This is a genomic window from Curtobacterium sp. TC1, assembly GCF_019844075.1.
Classification (GTDB): Bacteria; Actinomycetota; Actinomycetes; order Actinomycetales; family Microbacteriaceae; genus Curtobacterium.
Map to the genome: position 1 here is coordinate 422,043 of NZ_CP081964.1, position 19,058 is coordinate 441,100.

Below are 19,058 nucleotides of genomic sequence, written 5' to 3' on the forward strand. Positions count from 1 at the left end.
CGGCTGAGGGAGCACGGAGCCGGCGCCGGTAGACCGGTCCGATGAGCACCAGCGTGACGACCGGACCCGCGACCGTCTTCTCCGACACCCGGGCGGTCCTCGCCGAGAGCATCGTGTGGGACCCGTCGGCGCAGCTGCTCCGGTGGACCGACATCACCCTCGGCACGCTCGTCACCGCGCGGGCCGACGGCACCGTCGTGTCGACCGTCCCGCTCCCGCCGCCGCTCGCGAGCTTCCAGCCGCGGGCGTCCGGTGGGTTCGTCGCGGCCCTCGGCGACACCGTCGTCGTGACCGACGAGCACGGGGCGATCGAACGTGAACTCACCCGCGTCGAGCACGCCACCGCCGGCCTCCGGTTCAACGAGGGCAAGTGCGACCCGTTCGGCCGGTTCCTGGTCGGCAGCATGAACCTGACGACCGGGGAACCCGACGGCGCGCTCTACTCGGTCGAGGCCGACGGCACGACGCGGCTGCTCCGTGGCGGCTTCGGCGTGACGAACGGCTTCGAGTGGTCGGACGACGGCACCGTGATGTACGTCACCGACACGAGCGCGTCGACGATCTACCGCGGTTCCTACGGTCCTGACGGCGTACTCGGCGAGCTCGAACCGTTCGTCGTCGGCCACGCGCACGACGGTCTGGTCCGCGACGACGAGGGCTGCTCCTGGAGCGCGATCTACGGCGGCGGCCGGGTGGAGCGGTACGGCCCGGACGGGTCGCACCTCGAGACCGTGGAGCTGCCGACCCCGAACGTGACGTCGGTGGCCTTCGGCGGCCCGGACATGTCGACCCTGTTCGTCGCCTCGGCGCGGGAGAACCTCACCGAGGAGCAGCTCGAGCAGCACCCGTCCTCGGGGGCGATCCTCGCGGTGCCGACCCGGGTGCACGGGTTCCCCGCGAACACCTTCAGCGGCTGACCGGGCGGGAGTGCACGCTGCGGCGGGGTCCGCAGGTATCGTGGGCGCTCGCCCGACCCGAGGAGACCCACGTGAACGACGAGCGCACGGCAGCGACCCCGGACCCCGGCGGTGAACTCGCGAAGGCGGAGGACGCCGACGTCACCGTCGAGGTGGACCGGGTCGCGGTGGACGGCACCTACGTCCGCGTGAGTTCGGTCGGGGAGCCGGGGGAGCGGGCGTTCCTGCTCGTCGCCGGCCTCGGCATCGCGGCCACGTACTACGAGCGGCTCGCCCCGCACCTCAACGAGAACGGCCCGGTGCACGCGCTCGACCTGCCCGGATTCGCGGGCGTTCCGCGGTTCCGGGGGAAGGGGTCGATCGAGCGGTACGCCGACGCCGTCGAGAAGGTCATCGAGGACCTCGGCCTCGTCGACCCGGTCCTGGTCGGCCACTCGATGGGCACCCAGGTCGTGACCGAGGTCGCGGCGCGTCACCCGGAGATCTCGGACCTCGTGCTCATCAGCCCCGTCGTGGACTCGCACGCGCGCACGGTCCGGCAGTCCGCGTTCCGGTTCCTGCGGTCGACACTGCACGAGCCCTCGGCGGTCCGCTGGCACGGCATCACCGCGTACGCGCTGTGCGGCTGGCACTGGTTCTCGAAGGTGCTGCCCCGGATGATCGCCTTCCCGATCGAGGAACGCGCGGCCCACGTGCAGGCGCGCACCCTCATCGTCCGCGGCGAGCACGACGCGATGGTCCCGCGGGACTGGATCCGTCGGCTCGCGCGGGTGTTCCCCTACGCCGTGCTGCGCGAGGTCGTCGACGGCGCCCACTCGGTCATGCACGCCCAGGCCGACGCGGTCGCCCGGCTGGCGGTCGCGCACGTCGACCACCGCCTGCCGGACCGCGGGGTCGGTTCGCTGCAGCGCGTGCGCGACGACTCGACGGCGTCCGACCTGTCACGGTTGAGCCCGAGCGAGGCGTGGATGCTCGTCAAGTCGCGCTTCGTCGAGCTGGTCGGCATGGCGAAGAACGACGACGAGACGCTCGAGGCGGCCAAGTCCGCCCACGCAGTCGCCATGGCCGACGGTGACGACCTGCCGGTCGACCCCGCCGACCGCAAGGCGGTCGTCGACGCGGTCGCGCCCGAAGCCGACCCGACCCGCTGACGCCGGGCACTGCACGCGGCGCACGGGAGGCCCGGTGCCGGTTCGCGGAACCGGCACCGGGCCTCCCGTCGGTCGCGTCCACGGCGACCAGCCTGCCGGTCAGGCCGTGATGCGGCCCGTCAGCATGTCGGGCGTCAGCGCGTGGGCCTCGGCGAGGACCTTGCGGGCCTCGTCGGTCTTGTCCCACACGTTCCACAGCAGCACGCCGCGCACCAGGTCGTCGTCGTCCAGGTAGTAGACGACGCCGGTGACCGTGGGGTCCTGCCAGTCCTCGACGGTGCGGAGCTTGGTGGAGACCTGCCCCACCGCCTCGTACCCCATGTCGAAGACGTCGGAGTAGAACATCGGCGTGTGGTCGTAGGTCTCGTCGGCGTCCGCGAGGTTCCGGCCGGCCTGCCGACCCTGCTGCTGCGCGTTGTCGACGTGCTCGACCCGTCGGGTCCCGAGGATCCGGTCCGGGTACTCGGCGACGTCACCGGCCGCGAAGACCGAGTCGTCGTCGGTCAGCAGCGTCGACGAGACCACGATGCCGTCGCGCACGGTCAAGCCGGCGTCGGCGGCGAGCTGCGTGGCGGGCTCGATGCCGAGTCCGGCGACCACGGCGTCCGCTTCGAGCACGGAGCCGTCGTCGAGGGTGAGCGTGACCCCGTCCGGCGTCTGGGTGCCGGACTCGACCCGGCGGCCGAGTCGCAGGTCGGCGCCGGCGTCGACGAAGCGCTGCTGGAAGGCGCGCGCGAGGTCGTCCGGGAACATCCGTCCGCCCACGACCTCGTCCGGGTCGACCAGGGTGACGCGTGCACCGTTCTGCACGACCCCGGCGGTGATCTCCTGGCCGATGTAGCCGCCGCCCACCACGACCACGTGCGCCCCGGCGTCGGCGAGCTCGCGGAGCTTCCGGTAGTCGTCGGCGCTGCGGTAGTCGAGCACACGGTCCGACGGTGCAAGACCGGGCAGCCCACGGGGCTTGCCGCCCGTGGCGATGAGCAGACGCTCGTACCCGTGGGTCTGACCGTCGGCCGTGGTCACGGTCTTCGCGGCACGGTCGATCCCCGTCACCGCGGTGCCCAGGACGAAGGACGCCCCGGTCTCCTCGGTGTGCAGGTCGACCTTCTCGTCCCAGCTGAAGTCCGGGTCGGTCCACAGCTTCTTCGACAGGGCCGGGCGGGCGTAGGGCCGGTCGACGTCCTCGCTGAGGATGCCGATCGTGCCGTCGGCGTCGAGTTCGCGGACGCCGCGGGCGGCGGCGTCGGCGACCATCCCGCCGCCGATGATGAGGTATCGGTAGTCGGTCACGGTGCCTCCCGGCGTCAGATCGTGGCGACCGAGCCGGAGTCGACCCGGTAGTTGGAGCCGTTGACGAAGCTCGCGAGGTCGGAGCAGAGGAACGCGACGACGTTCGCGACCTCTTCCGGCTCACCACGGCGCTTCAGCTCCATGTAGGGGCGCTCCTCGTCGAGGAAGCTCGTGATCGCGTCGTCGAAGCTCTGGTTCGTCTCCTCGGCGCGCTTCTTCATCATCGCGTCCGTCATTGGCGTGTGGATGAACGCCGGACTGACGGTGTTCACGAGCACGCCCTCCCGCGCGTAGGTGCGCGACAGGCCCTTCGCGAACGACAGGACCCCGGCCTTCGCGGCGCAGTAGGGCAGTTCGTCGTCGTAGGGCTGCGACGCGTCCTCGGACACGAGGTACACGATGCGGCCCCAACCGCCCTGCCGCAGGTCGCCGATGAACTCGCGCGTGATGCGGACAGGACCCATCAGGTCGACGTCGATGGTGTCGGCCCAGCCCTGTTCGTCGATCTCGTGGAACAGGCCCTGCGCGCCGGTGATGCCCGAGGACTGCACCAGGATGTCGATCGCACCGACGGCGTCCCGCACCTTGCCGTGCAGGTCAGCCAGGCTCGCGGCGCTCGTGACGTCCGCGGCGAACGCGTGCAGCTTGCCGAGCGGCGCCTCGAGCTGGTCGGCGCTGTTGTCGAGCTGTGCCTGGTCGAGGTCGCTCACGACCACGGTCGCACCCTCTGCGAGGAGGATGCGAGCCGTGTTCCAGCCGATGCCGGAGTCGGCACCGAAGACGAGAGCGGTCTTGCCCTGGATGCCGAGGTCCACTCGGTCCCCTAGGCGTGCGCCGAGGCGTCGGCGACGGCAGGCGTCGTGGCGGAGGCCAGCGGCGTGCTCGGCGCGCGGTTCTCGGCCGAGACCATCCACGCGAGCTGCTCGAGGCGCTCGATGAAGCCGTGGAGCAGGTCCGCGGTCGTCGGGTCTTCCTCGTCGACCTCGTCGTGCACATCGCGCATGGTGCCGGTCGCCTGGTAGAGGCGGAGCGTCACCTGGTCGATGGCGTCGTGGGTCGTGATCTCGCCGTCGGGGAACTGGTCGAGGTGGCTCGACGCCGCGACCGTGCTCGAGCGTCCGTCCGGCACGGCGTACAGGGCGCGCATGCGCTCAGCGGTGTCGTCGGCGAACTCGCGTGCGGCGTCGACGATCTCGTCGAGCTGCAGGTGCAGGTCGCGGAAGTTCGTGCCGAGGATGTTCCAGTGGGCCTGCTTGCCCTGGAGGTGCAGGTCGATGAGGTCCACGAGGACCGCCTGGAGGTTCTTGGCCATCTTGTCCGAAGCGTGCATGGTGGTGGCTCCTTTCGCGTCGGTGACCACTCCGGTCTACGCGCCGCGGCCGAGTCCACTCTCAGTGCGCACGGAACCGCGCTGTCCCCCGGGGGTGGCGGCTCAGTGCGCGGGGGCCGGGTCGACCTGGTCGACGGCGCCGCGCATCTGCTCGAGGAACGACGCGACGATGCGGGCGTCGGACGCAGGGAGCCCCTCGGCGATGGACATCATCCGGCGGTGCATGATGCCCAGGGTCGCGCGGACCTCGTCGTCGGTCTCGGTCGTCGGGGTGATCACGAGTGCACGGCGGTCGGTGGGGTGCGGATCGCGGCGCACGTGGTTCGACTTCACCAGCCGGTCGATGAGGATCGTGGTCGAGGCGGACGAGATCTTGAGGTAGGCGGCGAGGTCCTTCGGGCTCACGCTGCGGCCCGAGCGCTGCGCCTGCAGCAGGAAGCGCACGGCGAGCAGGTCGGTCTCGCCCATGCCCATCGAGTCGCGGGTGCGACGGCGCATCGCGGTCTCTGCGGCACGGTAGCGTCGCAGGGCGTTGAGCACGGCGACCCCGCGCTGGGTCGCGTCGTCGTCGGGGAACCAGTACCCGGACGCCTCGGTGATCTCCTGCGTTGCCATTGGCACAGGCTAGTCCGTCTCGTATGGAGGCTGTCTAGCGACTTCCTGTGGGTGCGGTCGACCGCACGGCCGACCGCACCCTGGTCGACTACGCGGCGGCCTGCTCCGTCGACGCGTCGGCGAGCGCGGTCAGTGCGCCCTGGACGAGCGTGGTGACCTCGGCGTCCTCGCGCGGGTGGGTCTCCGCGAAGCGGACGACCGACTGCGGGATCGCGACCTTGACGTCCTCCAGGACCTTCGCACCGGCGATGCCGGCGACCTTGCGGGCGTCGTCGTGGGCCCAGACGCCGCCGTACTGGCCGAACGCCGAACCGATGGCGGCGAGCGGCTTGCCGGACAGCGGCGAGGCGCCGAACGGACGCGATGCCCAGTCGAGGGCGTTCTTCAGCACGGCCGGGATCGTGCCGTTGTACTCGGGGGTGACGAGCAGGACGGCGTCCGCGGCGGCGATCGCGTCACGGAAGGCGACGGCCGCGGCGGGCGGGGTGTCGCCGTCGATGTCCTCGTTGTAGAACGGCAGGTCGACGATGCCGTCGAACGTGGTGACCTCGATGCCCTCCGGCGCGTGGTGGGCCGCGGCCTCGGCGAGCTTGCGGTTGATGGAGTCGGCGCGCAGGCTGCCGACGAGTGCGAGGACGTTCGTCATGGTGATCCTTCTCGTTCTGGACGTTGTACTGGGGCGGAAAGGTGTCAGCGACAACCAATGCTGTCACGTCGTCAGGCATTCCCGATCCGTGCCCGGTGTGTGCTCGGCTGGGTACGGTGGCGACGTGAGCACGCTTCGGACGCCGGCCAGCACGCCCCGCACGACGAACCCGGACTGGTGGCGCGACGCCGTCGTCTACCAGGTCTACCCACGCAGCTTCGCGGACTCGAACGCCGACGGCCTGGGTGACGTCGCGGGCATCACGAGCCGTGTGCCGTACCTGGCGTCCCTCGGTGTCGATGCCCTCTGGCTCTCCCCGTTCTTCCCGTCGCCCCTCGCCGACGGCGGGTACGACGTGGCCGACTACCGGGCGGTCGACCCGCGACTCGGTTCGCTCGACGACCTGGACGCCCTGCTCCGGTCAGCGCACGAGCACGACCTCCGGGTGATCGTGGACATCGTGCCGAACCACACCTCGGACGAGCACGAGTGGTTCCGGGCGGCACTCGCCTCCGCGCCGGGGTCGGCGGAACGGGCGCGGTACGTGTTCCGCGACGGGAGCGGTCCCTCCGGAGCGCTGCCGCCGAGCGACTGGGTGTCGAACTTCGGCGGGAGCGCCTGGACGAGGGTCCCCGACGGCCAGTGGTACCTGCACCTCTTCGCGCCCGAGCAGCCCGACCTGGACTGGTCGAACCCCGAGGTCCGCGCCGACTTCGAGGACACGCTGCGCTTCTGGTCGGACCGCGGGGTCGACGGGTTCCGGGTCGACGTCGCACACGGCCTGGCGAAGGACCTGTCGACGCCGTACCGCGCATCGAACGAGCACGCACTGCCGCTCGACGGTTCCGACCCGCTGTACGACCGCGACGAGGTGCATGAGATCTTCGCATCCTGGCGCACCGTGCTCGACGAGTACGACCCGCCCCGGGCCGCGGTCGCCGAGGCCTGGGCGCCCGCACCGCGACGCGTCCTGTACGCCCGGCCCACCGAACTCGGACAGGCGTTCAACTTCGACCTGCTCGAAGCGCCGTTCGAGGCACCCGCCTTCCGGAGCATCATCGAGCGGAACCTGGCAGCGTCCGAGCAGTCCGGCGCCTCGAGCACCTGGGTGCTGTCGAACCACGACGTCGTGCGGCACGCCAGCCGCTACGGCCTGCCGGACGGCACCGACACCGATGCGTGGCTGCTGACGGACGGGACCACGCCGGAGCTCGACCGGGAGCGGGGACTGCGCCGAGCCCGCGCCGCGACCCTGCTGATGCTCGCCCTCCCCGGGTCGTCGTACGTCTACCAGGGTGAGGAGCTCGGCCTGCACGAAGCCGCCGCCATCCCGCGTGACCGGCTGCAGGACCCGAAGTGGCTGCGCTCCGGACACACCGTGAAGGGTCGGGACGGGTGCCGTGTACCGATCCCGTGGACGACCTCCGGGCCGTCGTTCGGCTTCGGCGACGTCGCGCCGCTGCTGCCGCAGCCCGCCGACTCCGGCGCGTCGTCGGTCGAGGCGGAGGACGGCGACCCATCGTCGACCCTGACCCTGTACCGCGCAGCGCTCGCGGCCCGGCGACGGTTGCAGCGGGGCGAGGAGCTCACCTGGCTGGAGTCCGGCGACGGCGTCGTGGCCTTCGCCCGGCACGACGGGTGGCGGTCGGTCACGAACCTCGGGTCGACACCGGTGCCGATGCCGTCGGGGGAGGTCGTGGTCGCGTCCGGTCCGCTCGGTGACGCGGCCGGTGTCCTGCCGGGCGAGACGACGGTGTGGCTGGCCTGAGCAGTCCAGCTCCGGTGGTCCTTCCTCCACAGCCAGGAGGCCCGTGGCGGCGTTCCACAGATCGGCTCCTGCCCGCCGTCCGGTGACGTCCGGCTCGCGACGATCGGGGCATGACAGAACCCACTGCTCCAGCACCCGTCCCACGTCCGTCCCGGCCGCGGGTGGCCCGCCGCCTCGCAGCGGCGTGCACCGCACTGACCGCGCTCGCCGTCCTCGCGGCCCCGACGATCCTGCCAGCGGGGTCGAGCGCGGCGACTCTCGACTTCCCGTACGTCAACCAGTTCTCGAGCGCTTCCGGCGGAGCCCTGCACGGTGACGCCACCGTCGCCGGCGGACGGCTGCGCCTGACCGAGGACGTCCGCAACCAGGCCGGCGCCTGGTCGACGAACGACACCTTCCCCTCCGACACCGGACTCGAGATCGAGTTCACCTACGCGATGCACACCGCGAAGGACGACCCCGGGGCCGACGGCCTGCTCCTGTACCTCGCCGACGGCGCGGCTGCGCAGGGCGTGGGGTCGTTCGGCGCCGGGCTCGGGTACGCCTGCCGCAAGGAGTCCACCGAGGGCGGTGGGCGACTGTGCGACCTGCCCGGTGTCCCCGGTGGGTTCGCCGGGATCGCGATCGACCACTACGGCAACTTCTCGTCGCGCATCAACGCGTCCGGGCCGGGAGCCCAGCCGGACCACGTCGTCGTGCGCGGTTCCGGCAACGGGATCGAGGGCTACCGGTACGTCGCCGGGGCTCCCGCTCCCGGCGGCACGGTGACGAACGGATCGACGCCGCGGAAGGTCCGCATCACGCTGCTGCCGGGCGACGCCGGCGAACTCTCGATGACCGTCCGGCTGCAGGTGGGCTCGACGATGCGCACCGTGCTCGACGCGGTCCCCCTGCACGGGGACGACCAGACGCCGTTGCCGGCCACCCTCCGCCTCGGGTTCGCCGGCGCGACGGGCAGTCACGTGGACAACCACGAGGTCGACGCCCTCCGGGTGTGGAAGCCCGCCGACCTGTCCGTCGAGCACGACCTGCCCGCCACCGCGGTCGCCGGGGCACCCGTCCGCTACACCGTCACGGCGCGGAACCCCGGTCCGAACGCCGCCGACCCCAGCCCACTGCAGGTGGACGTCCCCGACGGCATCCAGGACGCCACGTGGACCTGCGAACCGGCGTCGGGCTCCGGCTGCGCCACCGCATCCGGGCAGGGCGACGTGGCGACCGACCTGGGCCTGCCCCGCGGCGGGTCCGCGGTGGTGACGATCGAGGGACGGATCGCCGACGGGGTCGAGGGGCCGCTCGAGAGCGTCGCGACCATCGCGCCCCCGACGTCGCTGTCCGACACGGACGAGTCGGACAACACCTCGCGAGCGAGCACGACCGTCGCCCTGCCGCCGGTCGTTGCACACGTCGAGACGGACAAGACGGTGTCGCCGTCCACCGTCGCGCCCGGTGACGAGGTCGAGTACACCGTGACCGCACGGAACCGTGGGCCCTCGGTCGCCCAGCAGGTCGGAGCGGTGGACGACCTGCCCGCGGCGATGCGGTTCATCGGGTCCGACGACGGCTGCACGGCCGAGGGACAGCGGGTGACCTGCCGGTCCGAGATCGCACTCGCGATGGGGGAGACCCACGACTTCCGGCTCCGCGCCGTGCTCGATCCGGACTACCAGGGGGACGGGTCCGACGTGGTGAACGTGGCCACGGCGACCTCCCCGACGGACCCGGACGGCGGCGACCCGTCGACGGAGGTCGCGATCGTCGTGGAACAGGACGACGCGGGCGACGGCGGCCCGGTGCCGAGCCCGTCCGCCTCTCCGGCACCCGGTCCCGACGACGACGTCGAGGCGTCGGTGCCGGATGCTCCCCGCGGTGACGACGGTGACCGGAACACCCGTGGACCCGCTCCCGACGCCGGGCCGCAGGCCATGCGGGGTGCCCTCGCCTACACCGGTGTCGAGGACCTCGGGCTGCTCGCCGCGCTCGCCGGGGTGGTCGTCGCGGCCGGGTCGACCTGCTGGTGGCTCGCTCGTCGGCGCGCACGGCGGACGGCGGCGCCGGACGACCAGCGTCGCGCCTGATCCGGCGGTGGGGCGGCGTCGCTCGGCCGACGCCGCCCCGACCGGGCATTCGAGCATCCTCAGTGCTGCCGGACCCATGGCGGTCGGGCGGCTCTCACGGCGGCGGTAGGATCGATCTCACGAACCGCATGCCTGAAAGAGGTCCCGTGTCCGACACCGTGGACGCCACCACCACCGTGAACGAGGCGACCCAACGCGCGCGGTACTGGCCGATCCCGATCCTCCGGGCCGTCCCCGCCGCGGTCGTCGCGCTCGTCATCACCTTCTCGACGAACCACGCCGCCGGCTACGGCCTCCTGCTGTTCGCCGGCTTCGCACTGGTCGATGGTCTCGTGCTCCTGTGGGCCGGCGTCGCGCGTCTCCCGCTCGACGGACGGTCACGCCGCACGACGCTGCTGCAGGCGGTCATCACCCTGCTCGCCGCGGTGGCGGGCTTCGCCGGCAACGGCCTCGGGCTGCCGGCGTTCATCTCGATCATCGTGGCCTTCGCCGTGCTGACCGGGGCGCTCGAGCTGGCACAGGGGCTGCGTGCCCGTCGACGTTCCCCCTTCGCGCGCGACTGGACCACGATCGGTGCGCTCACCCTGCTGCTCGCCGTCGCGTTCCTCGTCACCCCGCCGGACTACTCGCAGCAGCTCGGTGGCGTGGAACAGGTCACCGGCACCCTCGACGCCTCGATCGTGCTGGTCGGCCTGCTCGGCGCCTACCTCGCCATCACGGCGGTCTTCCACGTGATCGCCGGCCTCTCGCACAAGTGGGGTACGGCCACGCCGGCCGTCGCCCCGGACGGAGCACCACACGCATGACCACCCCCAGCCGTCGTGACCGTCTGCGCCCGATCGAGCTCCTCGGGATCTCCGCGATCATCGCGGTGTTCACCGGGCTCGTCGTGCTGTTCTCGACGCGGGAACTGCAGCTGGCCGTGATCTTCCTCGGCATCGCGTTCATCGTGGTGGTCGTCGTGCTCGCGATGCTCCAGCTCGCGTCGACGAGCGACCAGGACGACAACGACATGCTCGGCGGGCACAAGACGCCCGGCGACGGCGAGGGCGACGACTTCCACTGATCCACCGCGTGCGCCGTCGCGCGCATCGCTGTGCGGACACGCCCGGGATCACGTTTCCGCCACGGTCCTGTCAGGATCGCGGGTCCTGCCGACACCTCTGGGTGAAGGAGGTGGGATGTGGACGTGACGACCGGCACCGACACGGACGAAGGACTCGTCCGTGCGATCGCGCAGGGGGACACCGGTGCGCTTGCACGGGTGTTCGACCGCTACGCGGCCACGCTCACCCGGTACGCCTGGGCCCTCGTCGACGACCGATCGGACGTCGAGGAGATCGTGCAGGACTCGTTCCTGACCCTCTGGCAGCGCGCGGTGACGCTCGAACTCCCCGCGGACACCGTGCTGCCGTGGCTGCTCGTCGTCTGCCGCAACCACGCGTTCAACACCGGCCGCAAGCAGGCCCGGCGGCGGGCGGACGAGCTGCCCGAGCACCTCGCCGCACCGACCGACCAGGACGAAGCGCGGGAGCTCCTGCGGTGGGTGCGTGACGAGATCGCCGCGCTCCCCGAGACCGACCGCCGTATCTGCGAGCTCTGCCTGCTCGAGGGCTACTCCTACGCCGAGGCCGCCGAGATGCTCGGCCTGAGCGTCGGGGCGGTCACGCAGCGGGTCTCCCGCAGCCGGCGCCGACTCAAGAAGGTGGTGACGCACGATGAACACTGAACCTCCCGAGGGAGACGACCTGCAGCGCATGCTCGTCTCGATGAAGCAGAACGTCCTCGAGCGCGCCACCCCGCGGGCGAGGCGGGGTCGTGGCCGATCCGGCATCGTCATCGGTGTCGTCGCGCTCCTGGCCGTGGGCACCGCGACCGGAGCCGTCGCCCTGACGCTCTCGCAGCAGGACACTCCCGCCGCTGCGCCCACCCAGACGCAGGCGCCCGAGCCCTCGCCGACGGCCACCACCCCGAGTTCCGCGCCGATCACCGGCACGCCCCGCCCCACGGCCACCGCCACCCCGACAGCGCCGAGCACGACCGCCACGATCCCGACGGAGTGCCGTGCGTTGGTGCCCGCGTCCGACTACGACCGCCTCTTCGGCGACACGCCGGTCATGCGGGTGGAACCCCCCGAGGAGGGGCTCCCGCCGGAGTACACGGCGGCGCCGGGAGTCCAGCCGGACGTCGATCCGGACACGGCGCCGACGAAGTTGTACTGCCTCTGGAAGGACCCACGGACCGACATCAGCGGCTTGGCGATCACCGTCGGTACCGGAACGCCGGAGCAGATCGCGGCGAGCGAGCGTGGACTGTTCGACGGCTGGAACCCGACGTGCGAGGTCGTCGACGGCATCAGGACCTGCAGTCAGACGAAGCAGGTTCCGATGTACGGCACGGACTGGGCGAGGACGATGTACACCCGCGGCGACACGTGGGTGCAGATCGACCAGTCGAACTTCCCGACCAACGGGCTGCTGCCCGCTGTCGTCGGGGAGATCTGGGGGGACTGACGGCCGGGAGGCCCGTGGCGGACCCGCCACGGGCCTCCTGTCCGCCGGTGGGGCGACCACCGCAGATCGTGAGCAGAAACGGTCACCTCACGCGCCGCGACCCGACCATTCCTGCTCACGAAGCGTCACACGACGCGCGCAGCGACGAGGTCGCGCGCCAGCGTGCGCACCGCGCGGTTCGGCTCCGGACTCGTGCGGATCGCCAGGCCGATGCGGAGCGGTTCGACCGTGTCCTCGAGTTCCAGGACCGCTCCGTCGTGCCGCACCCCGGAGTCCGGCACGACCCCGACGCCGAGCCCTGCCGAGGCGAACCGGATCACCGCGGGCATGTCGTTCATCTCGGCGACGATCCGCCGACGGATCCCGAGCCGTTCGAGTGCGCCGTCCAGGATGATCCGGTTGCCGAACCCGTGTGCGGTGTCGACGAAGGGTTCGTCCGCGAGTTCGGCGAGTGACACCGAGTGCCGCCCGGCCAGCGGGTGGTCCGACGCCGTGAAGACCCGGAACGGCATCTCGCGCAGCGGTTCGACCACCACCCCGGCGGGCACCGTCGGCAGCCCCGTGTACGCGAGGTCGAGCCGCCCGGCGACGAGGTCCTGCACGAGCCCGGTCGTCCCGGACGGCGAGGTCATGAGCTCCACGGTGACGAGCGGGTGCCGCCGCCGGAACCGCTGCAGGACGCCGGTCAGGTCGACGATGTCCATGCTCGTGAAGATGCCCAGTCGCACCCGTCCGCGCAGGTCGGCGTCGTCCACGGTCGCCAGGTCACGCATCCGGTCGAGCGACTCCAGCACGGCGCGGGCGTGGGGGAGCAGGTCCTCGCCGGCGGTCGTCAGCACGAGGTGCCGCCCGGTGCGGTCGAACAGCCGGACGCCGAACGTCCGCTCGAGCGACGCGATCCCCGCCGACACCGTGGATTGCGCCGCCCAGAGCCGCTCGGCCGCGCGGGTCACACTGCCCTCGGCGGCGACGGTCACGAACTGTTCGAGCAGGCGGGTCTCCATGCTCCCATCATCGATCGGATCGATTGCTGACATCAAGAGCATCCGTTGGACTCGATGGTCGAGCCGCGCGATCATCGGAGCATGTCAACCGTGACCGACACCCCGACGGGCGCTCTCGCCGCCACCGCCACCGCTCCCGTGAGCGAGCGTGTCCCGGCCCCGCGCGGCCGTCGCGCGCACACCCGTCGGCGCCACGGCTTCGGCTTCTGGGCCGTCGCCTTCGCGTTCCTGTCGGTGATGGCCTTCGCGACCGTCCCCGCACCGCTGTACGTCATCTACCAGGCACGCGACGGCTTCCCGACGTTCACCACCACGATCATCTTCGCCGCGTACGGCGTCGGGGTCGTCGGGTCCCTCTACCTGGCAGGACACCTCAGCGACGTGCACGGGCGGAAGCCGCTCATCCTGGTGTCGATCGCGCTCGAACTCGTCGCCGCCGTGTTGTTCCTGGTCTGGAACGACGTCACCGGCCTGATCGTCGCGCGTCTCGTGACCGGTCTCGGCGTCGGCACGCTCACCGCCACGGCGACCGCCCACCTCGGGGAGCTCCGGGTCCGTGCGACCGGTTCGTCCGACTCGGCGAAGGGCGCGAGCGTGGCAGCGGGCGCCGTCAACCTCGGCGGGCTGTCGCTCGGCGCCCTCGTCGGTGGTGCACTGGCCGAGTTCGTCGGAGCGCCGCTCATGGTGCCGTACGTCGTGTTCGTCGTCGCCCTGGCCGTGGCCTTCGTGCTCGTCCTCGTCGTCCCGGAGACCGTCGCCCGGCCCGAGACCCGCGTGGCCTACCGCCCGCAGCGCATGCAGGCGCCGGAGGGCAAGGCCGCCGCGTTCTGGGCAGCCGGCGCCGCGGCGTTCGCAGCCCTCGCGGTCCAGGGGCTCTTCACCTCGGTCGCCCCGACGTTCCTCGGCACCACCTTCCACGTCACCGACCGACTGGCGGCCGGTGCGACGACCTTCGGGGTGTTCGCGGCGAGTGCCGTGTCGCAGATCGTCTTCGCCCGTCTGTCGCAGCGCGCGCAGATCCGGCTCGGCATGGTGCTCCTCGTCGGCGGCCTGGCGGTGCTGGCGGTCGCCGCGGTCCTGCTGCAGGTCGCCGGGTTCATCGGCGGTGGCGTGGTGGCGGGCGCCGGGGTCGGGCTGCTCTTCCGGGCCAGCATCGCGAGTGCCGGAGCCCTGGTCGGTCCCGAGCGTCGGGGCGGGGTGCTCGCGGCCACGTTCCTCATCGCCTACGCCGGGCTGACGGTGCCGGTCGTGGCCGTCGGGGCGGCGCTCCTGGTGATCCCGACCCTGCCCGTCCTGATCGGGTACGTGGTGCTCGTCGCAGTCCTGGCCGTCATCGCCGGCACCCGACTGGCCGCGCGCGCCTGACGCGGGGCGGGCCTCCCGTCCGACCGTCCTGTCCCCGGAACCTGTTTCCGTCGTCCGCGACGCACTCCCGGCATACTGGGCGCGTGCCCCAGAACCACGACCGTCCCGTCATCACCGGGATCGCGGCCGTGGTGGCTGCCGGTCTCCTCGCCGGCGGGCTGTTCCTGACGGCGCGGCAGGGCGCGGACGACCCGACCATCGGCGCCGGTACGACGACGGGGACGCCGACCGACGCTGCAACCGCCTCCGGCGATGGCACCGTCACGATCACCCGCACCGGGCCGGACCTCCCTGGTGACGCCGCCCTCGCACGGTGCGACTCCACGACCCAGGCGGCCGTCGCCCAGTACGACACCGCGGCGCTCGGCCGGGTCACCCTGCAGTGCGGCACGTCGGCGCAGGGCTACGAGCACATCCGGCAGCGGCACACCGCCGACTGGCAGGGGGTCGTCGCGGGCCACGGCTCGCGCGACTGGGACGACGCGATGCTCACGGCGGTGCAGACGGCGCTGGTCTCGTCGCGCGACGGGTTCCCGGTCGACTCCGGCGACGGGAAGGTCTGCTACGCGGCGCCGGTACGGTTCGACGACGGCTCGCGCCCTGACGACGACCCGTTCGTGAAGGTCATCGTCTCCGCCACCACCGACCGCGTCATCACGGCGTACCCGACGCGCACCGACGACTGCTGACGCGGGCGCGGCGAACGCCGACCCCGAACGAGACTCTCGATGTCGTACGACGTCGACGAAGTCGTTCCGCGTCGACGATCACGACGCCCGCACCGCACCGCCTACGCGTGCACCTCGTGCTCGTGCCGCCGGTGCGACGCGGGCTCCAGCTGGAAGGTCGAGTGCTCCACGGGGACGTCGAAGTGCTCCGCCACGCACTGCTGCAGCTCGTCGAGGATCCGCGGAGCGTGCGCCGTCGAGAAGCACTCGTCGTCCACCACCACGTGGGCGGTCAGGTTCGGGACGCCCGTCGCCACCAGGGTCGCGTGCAGGTCGTGCACCGCGATGACGTGGTCGAGCTCGAGGATGTGGCCCCGCACGTCGTCGAGGTCGAGCCCCGGCGGCGTGGACTCGAGCAGCACGTTCGCGGTCTCGCGCAACAGCCGGATCGCCCGCGGCAGGATGAGCAGGCCGATGAGGATGGCGGCGACCGAGTCGGCACGCTCCCACCCGGTCAGCATGAGCACGACCGCGGCGGCGATGACGGCGACCGAGCCGAGGGTGTCGTTGAGGACCTCGAGCCGGGCGGCGCGCGAGGTGAAGCCCTCGCCCGAGGCCCGCAGCAGCACGCCGTAGGCCACCAGGTTGCCGACGAGTCCGATGATCCCGAACACGAGCAGCGGCCCGGAGTGGATCTCGGCGGGGACGAACAGCCGCTGGATCGCGGAGATGATCACGAAGACGCCGACCGCGAGCAGGATCGCCGCCTGGGCCGTGGCACCGAGCACCTCGGCACGTTGGAAGCCCCACGTGCGCTGCGTCGTCGGGCTGCGGCGGGCGAGCCGGGTCGCGACGAGTCCGATGCCGAGCCCACCGGTGTCGACGACCATGTGCCCGGCGTCGACCAGCAGCGCGAGGGAGCCCGTGACGACGGCACCGACGACCTCGGCCAGCAGGATCGTCGCCGAGATGCAGAACGCGATGAGCAGTGCGCGCTCGGACGCGTGCCCGTGCGAGTGCCCTGCTCCGTGGTCGTGACCCATGTGCCACATCGTAGGGATCCGCACCGACGACATGCCAGGATCGGCACGTGACCCGGTCGCCCTACGAGCTGTCCACACCGTCCGAGGTACTGGCCCGGTTGCACCCGCGGCTGTCGACGTACTTCGGTGCGATCCCGCCCGGTCACGTCGGCCGGGGCGAGGGTGTCTTCGACGTCGTCGGCACGCCCCGCCGGTGGCTCTGGCCGCTGCTCGCCTGGTTCGCCCGCGACTCCGTCATGTTCCCGGTCTGGGAACGGGACGTCCCGTTCACGGTCGAGAACCGGCCGGCTCGCGTCCGTCGTGGACCCGGGAACGGTCTGGAGGCCCGCGCCGCGGTCCGCGCGCACCGCACCTTCCGGTTCCGCTCCGGCAGCCGCACGATGGTGGACGCCATCACCGCCGAACCGGACGGCCTGGTCGACCACCTCGGTCGCCACGGGCGCGTCAGCGCCCGGCTCCGAGCGGAGGTCGACGCGCACGGGCCGGACGCGGGCGCCCTGCGCCTGGTCTCCACGCGCGTGACGTTCCGTGCGCTGGGACGCGAGGTGCGCCTCCCGGCCCGGATCGCACCGCGGGTGCTGCTCACAGAACGATTCGATGACGAAGCCGACCTGCAGCGCGTGTCCCTGGTGCTCACGGCGCCGGTGCTCGGCACGCTGTACCGGTACGAGGGGGCGTTCCGGTACGAGATCGCGCCGGACACAGGACGGGGATGAGATGAGCGACCAGAAGGGCCGCGTCGTGATCGCGGGAGCGAGCGGGTTCGTGGGGCAGTACCTGCGGGAGGCCTTCACCGAGGAGGGCTACCAGGTCGTCACGGTCGGTCGGACCGGCGATGCGGTGTGGGGCAACACCCTGCGCATCCGCGAGCTCGTCGACGGTGCAGCCCTCGTCGTGAACATGGCGGGCAAGAGCGTCAACTGCCGCTACGGACGCCGCAACCGCGCCGAGATCATGCGCTCCCGGGTGGACACCACGCTCGAGCTCGCCGAGGCGATCCGCACCGCCGAGCAGCCGCCACCGCTGTGGCTGAACGCCTCGACCGCGACGATCTACCGGCACGCCGACGACCGACCGCAGGACGAGCTGACCGGCGAGCTCGGCGAGGGCTTCTCGGTCTCGGTGGCACGCGCGTGGGAGGACGCCTTCTACGGCGCCGACCTGCCGTCGACCCGTCGGGTGGCACTCCGGATGGCGATCGTCTTCGGTGACGGCAGCGCCCTCGTGCCGCTCATCCGTCTGGCGCAGACGGGCCTCGGCGGGCCGCAGTACGACGGCGCCTGGGTGCCGACGCGGTCCCGGCTGCGGGCGGGGACGTACCACCACCACCGGCCGACCCGCGGCCGACAGCGGTTCAGCTGGGTGCACATCGCCGACGTCCTCGGCTCGATCCGGTTCGTCCGCGACCACCCGGAGATCGAGGGGCCGGTGAACGTGTCGAGCCCGAACCCGTCCGACAACCGGACCGTGATGGCGACGATCCGCGACGCCGTGGGCCGCCGGTTCGGACTGCCGACGCCACGGTGGATGCTCGAGGTCGGGTCCTTCGCGATCCGCACCGAGACCGAACTGGTGCTCAAGAGCCGGTGGGTGGTGCCGACGCGGCTGACCCAGGCCGGCTACGAGTTCCGGTACCCGCACCTGCGCGGGGCGCTCGCCGGGATCATCGCGGAGCGTCGCCAGCACCGGGGCTGAGCACCGGCACCGGGACCCCGTCGACCGGCGTCGGCACCGGGACCTCGGACGGCGACGGGTGCGACGGACCCGACGCGCGTGCCGGTCGCGACGACCACAGCACCGCCCCGACCACGACGGCACCGGCGAGCACCTCGACCAGGTCGGGCACCTCGCCGAAGGCCGCCCACGACGCGAGCACGCCGACGACCGGCACGAGCATCGAGAACGGCGCGACGGTGCTCGACGGGTAGGTCGCCATCAGCCGTGACCAGATCCCGTAGCCGACCAGGGTCGCGACCAGCACGATGTAGAGCAGGCCGAGGTCGGCTGGCAGTGCCTCGGCGGTGAAGGCGGTGCCGAGGGCGGCGCCGATGCGGTCCGGCCCCTCGACCACGAACGACAGCACGGCCATCGGGATCGGCGGCACGACCGACCACCAGAGCGTCAGGTGCAGCGGGTTCGCGGCGCCTGCTCGTCGGGTCGCGACGTTGCCGATCGCCCACCCGAGCGCGCCGCAGAGCGCCAGCACCACCGGCAGCAGGGCCGCCGTCTGCGAGCGGTGCAGGGCGATCAGGCCGAGGGCGGCGACCGCGATCGTCACGCCGATGACCTGGCGCCCGGTGAGTCGTTCGCGCAGGAACACGCCGGCGAGCACCACCGTGAACGGCGCCGAGGCCTGCAGCACGAGCGACGCGAGCCCGGAGGGCATCCCCGACGCCATGCTCAGGTACAGGAACGAGAACTGCAGCACCCCGAGCCCGAACCCGACGAGCAGCAGCCGCCCGAACGGGATCTTCGGCCGTGGCACGAACAGCAGCGTCGGGACCGCCAGGATCGTGAACCGCAGGGCCGCGAGCAGGAACGGCGGGAAGTGCTCGAGGGCGAGCGCGGTCGCAGGGAAGTTGAGGCCCCAGACGACGGCGACGACCAGGGCGAGGAGGCGGTCACGAGTGGTCATGCTCCGATCGTGACGGCTCCCAACGTGTAGGA

The 19,058-nt window shown here is 72.0% G+C and carries 20 protein-coding genes; 12 read left to right on the top strand and 8 right to left on the bottom strand.

Annotated features, from left to right (window positions below):
* Positions 1-41: 41 nt before the first annotated feature.
* Positions 42-917: an SMP-30/gluconolactonase/LRE family protein gene (locus KZI27_RS03185; protein ID WP_222659290.1), complete on the top strand. Its 876-nt coding sequence runs from the start codon at positions 42-44 to the stop codon at positions 915-917.
* 71 nt (positions 918-988) lie between these two features.
* A complete protein-coding gene (locus KZI27_RS03190) occupies positions 989-2,068 on the top strand; it encodes an alpha/beta fold hydrolase (protein ID WP_222659291.1) in 1,080 nt (359 codons plus the stop codon).
* A gap of 99 nt (positions 2,069-2,167) precedes the next feature.
* Here the strand turns inward: KZI27_RS03190 and KZI27_RS03195 are convergent, their stop codons facing one another.
* The 5 genes from KZI27_RS03195 to KZI27_RS03215 all read right to left on the bottom strand — a co-directional run bounded on the left by KZI27_RS03195 (position 2,168) and on the right by KZI27_RS03215 (position 5,952).
* A complete protein-coding gene (locus tag KZI27_RS03195; RefSeq protein WP_222659292.1) occupies positions 2,168-3,361 on the bottom strand; it encodes an NAD(P)/FAD-dependent oxidoreductase in 1,194 nt (397 codons plus the stop codon).
* Between the two features lie 14 nt (positions 3,362-3,375).
* Positions 3,376-4,176, bottom strand: coding sequence for an SDR family NAD(P)-dependent oxidoreductase (locus tag KZI27_RS03200; RefSeq protein ID WP_222659293.1), 801 nt, complete (start codon positions 4,174-4,176; stop codon positions 3,376-3,378).
* 8 nt (positions 4,177-4,184) lie between these two features.
* Entirely contained in the window at positions 4,185-4,691 is a 507-nt protein-coding gene (locus tag KZI27_RS03205) for a Dps family protein (protein WP_111086918.1), read from the bottom strand.
* A 102-nt stretch (positions 4,692-4,793) separates the two neighbouring features.
* The gene (locus KZI27_RS03210; RefSeq protein WP_222659294.1) at positions 4,794-5,306 is read right to left on the bottom strand and encodes a MarR family winged helix-turn-helix transcriptional regulator; all 513 of its coding nucleotides are present in this window, start codon (positions 5,304-5,306) and stop codon (positions 4,794-4,796) included.
* An 88-nt stretch (positions 5,307-5,394) separates the two neighbouring features.
* Positions 5,395-5,952: an NADPH-dependent FMN reductase gene (locus KZI27_RS03215; protein WP_123310704.1), complete on the bottom strand. Its 558-nt coding sequence runs from the start codon at positions 5,950-5,952 to the stop codon at positions 5,395-5,397.
* A 124-nt stretch (positions 5,953-6,076) separates the two neighbouring features.
* On the opposite strand from KZI27_RS03215, the gene KZI27_RS03220 reads away from it, so the two are divergent.
* The 6 genes from KZI27_RS03220 to KZI27_RS03245 all read left to right on the top strand — a co-directional run bounded on the left by KZI27_RS03220 (position 6,077) and on the right by KZI27_RS03245 (position 12,311).
* A complete protein-coding gene (locus tag KZI27_RS03220; protein ID WP_261784051.1) occupies positions 6,077-7,720 on the top strand; it encodes a glycoside hydrolase family 13 protein in 1,644 nt (547 codons plus the stop codon).
* A 110-nt stretch (positions 7,721-7,830) separates the two neighbouring features.
* Positions 7,831-9,798, top strand: a complete 1,968-nt coding sequence (locus tag KZI27_RS03225; protein ID WP_222659296.1) for a lectin-like domain-containing protein — start codon at positions 7,831-7,833, stop codon at positions 9,796-9,798.
* A 146-nt stretch (positions 9,799-9,944) separates the two neighbouring features.
* A complete protein-coding gene (locus KZI27_RS03230) occupies positions 9,945-10,604 on the top strand; it encodes a DUF308 domain-containing protein (protein WP_261784053.1) in 660 nt (219 codons plus the stop codon).
* Positions 10,601-10,864, top strand: a complete 264-nt coding sequence (locus KZI27_RS03235; RefSeq protein ID WP_222659298.1) for a hypothetical protein — start codon at positions 10,601-10,603, stop codon at positions 10,862-10,864. The genes KZI27_RS03230 and KZI27_RS03235 overlap by 4 nt, the downstream gene beginning before the upstream one ends.
* Positions 10,865-10,987: 123 nt before the next feature.
* On the top strand, positions 10,988-11,527 hold the full coding sequence (locus KZI27_RS03240; protein WP_222659299.1) for an RNA polymerase sigma factor: 540 nt from the start codon (positions 10,988-10,990) through the stop codon (positions 11,525-11,527).
* Entirely contained in the window at positions 11,517-12,311 is a 795-nt protein-coding gene (locus KZI27_RS03245) for a hypothetical protein (protein WP_222659300.1), read from the top strand. The genes KZI27_RS03240 and KZI27_RS03245 overlap by 11 nt, the downstream gene beginning before the upstream one ends.
* Positions 12,312-12,436: 125 nt before the next feature.
* Here KZI27_RS03245 and KZI27_RS03250 read toward each other — a convergent pair whose 3' ends face one another.
* Complete coding sequence (locus KZI27_RS03250; RefSeq protein WP_185021243.1) at positions 12,437-13,315, bottom strand: LysR family transcriptional regulator; 879 nt, start codon at positions 13,313-13,315, stop codon at positions 12,437-12,439.
* A gap of 81 nt (positions 13,316-13,396) precedes the next feature.
* Here KZI27_RS03250 and KZI27_RS03255 point away from each other — a divergent pair, with 81 nt between their 5' ends.
* Positions 13,397-14,680 carry an MFS transporter gene (locus tag KZI27_RS03255; RefSeq protein WP_222659301.1) on the top strand — a complete coding sequence of 428 codons (1,284 nt, stop codon included), beginning with the start codon at positions 13,397-13,399 and terminating at the stop codon, positions 14,678-14,680.
* 83 nt (positions 14,681-14,763) lie between these two features.
* On the top strand, positions 14,764-15,369 hold the full coding sequence (locus tag KZI27_RS03260) for a hypothetical protein (protein ID WP_222659302.1): 606 nt from the start codon (positions 14,764-14,766) through the stop codon (positions 15,367-15,369).
* A 101-nt stretch (positions 15,370-15,470) separates the two neighbouring features.
* Here the strand turns inward: KZI27_RS03260 and KZI27_RS03265 are convergent, their stop codons facing one another.
* Positions 15,471-16,391 carry a cation diffusion facilitator family transporter gene (locus KZI27_RS03265; protein WP_222659303.1) on the bottom strand — a complete coding sequence of 307 codons (921 nt, stop codon included), beginning with the start codon at positions 16,389-16,391 and terminating at the stop codon, positions 15,471-15,473.
* Positions 16,392-16,438: 47 nt separating this feature from the next.
* On the opposite strand from KZI27_RS03265, the gene KZI27_RS03270 reads away from it, so the two are divergent.
* Both KZI27_RS03270 and KZI27_RS03275 read left to right on the top strand, forming a co-directional pair.
* Positions 16,439-17,107 carry a DUF4166 domain-containing protein gene (locus tag KZI27_RS03270; RefSeq protein WP_222659304.1) on the top strand — a complete coding sequence of 223 codons (669 nt, stop codon included), beginning with the start codon at positions 16,439-16,441 and terminating at the stop codon, positions 17,105-17,107.
* 1 nt (position 17,108) lies between these two features.
* Positions 17,109-18,086 (top strand): epimerase, encoded by a 978-nt coding sequence (locus KZI27_RS03275; RefSeq protein WP_222659305.1) that lies wholly within the window; start codon positions 17,109-17,111, stop codon positions 18,084-18,086.
* Here KZI27_RS03275 and KZI27_RS03280 read toward each other — a convergent pair.
* A complete protein-coding gene (locus KZI27_RS03280) occupies positions 18,055-19,026 on the bottom strand; it encodes an EamA family transporter (protein WP_222659306.1) in 972 nt (323 codons plus the stop codon). The two genes, KZI27_RS03275 and KZI27_RS03280, sit on opposite strands and share 32 nt — an antisense overlap.
* Positions 19,027-19,058 lie beyond the last annotated feature (32 nt).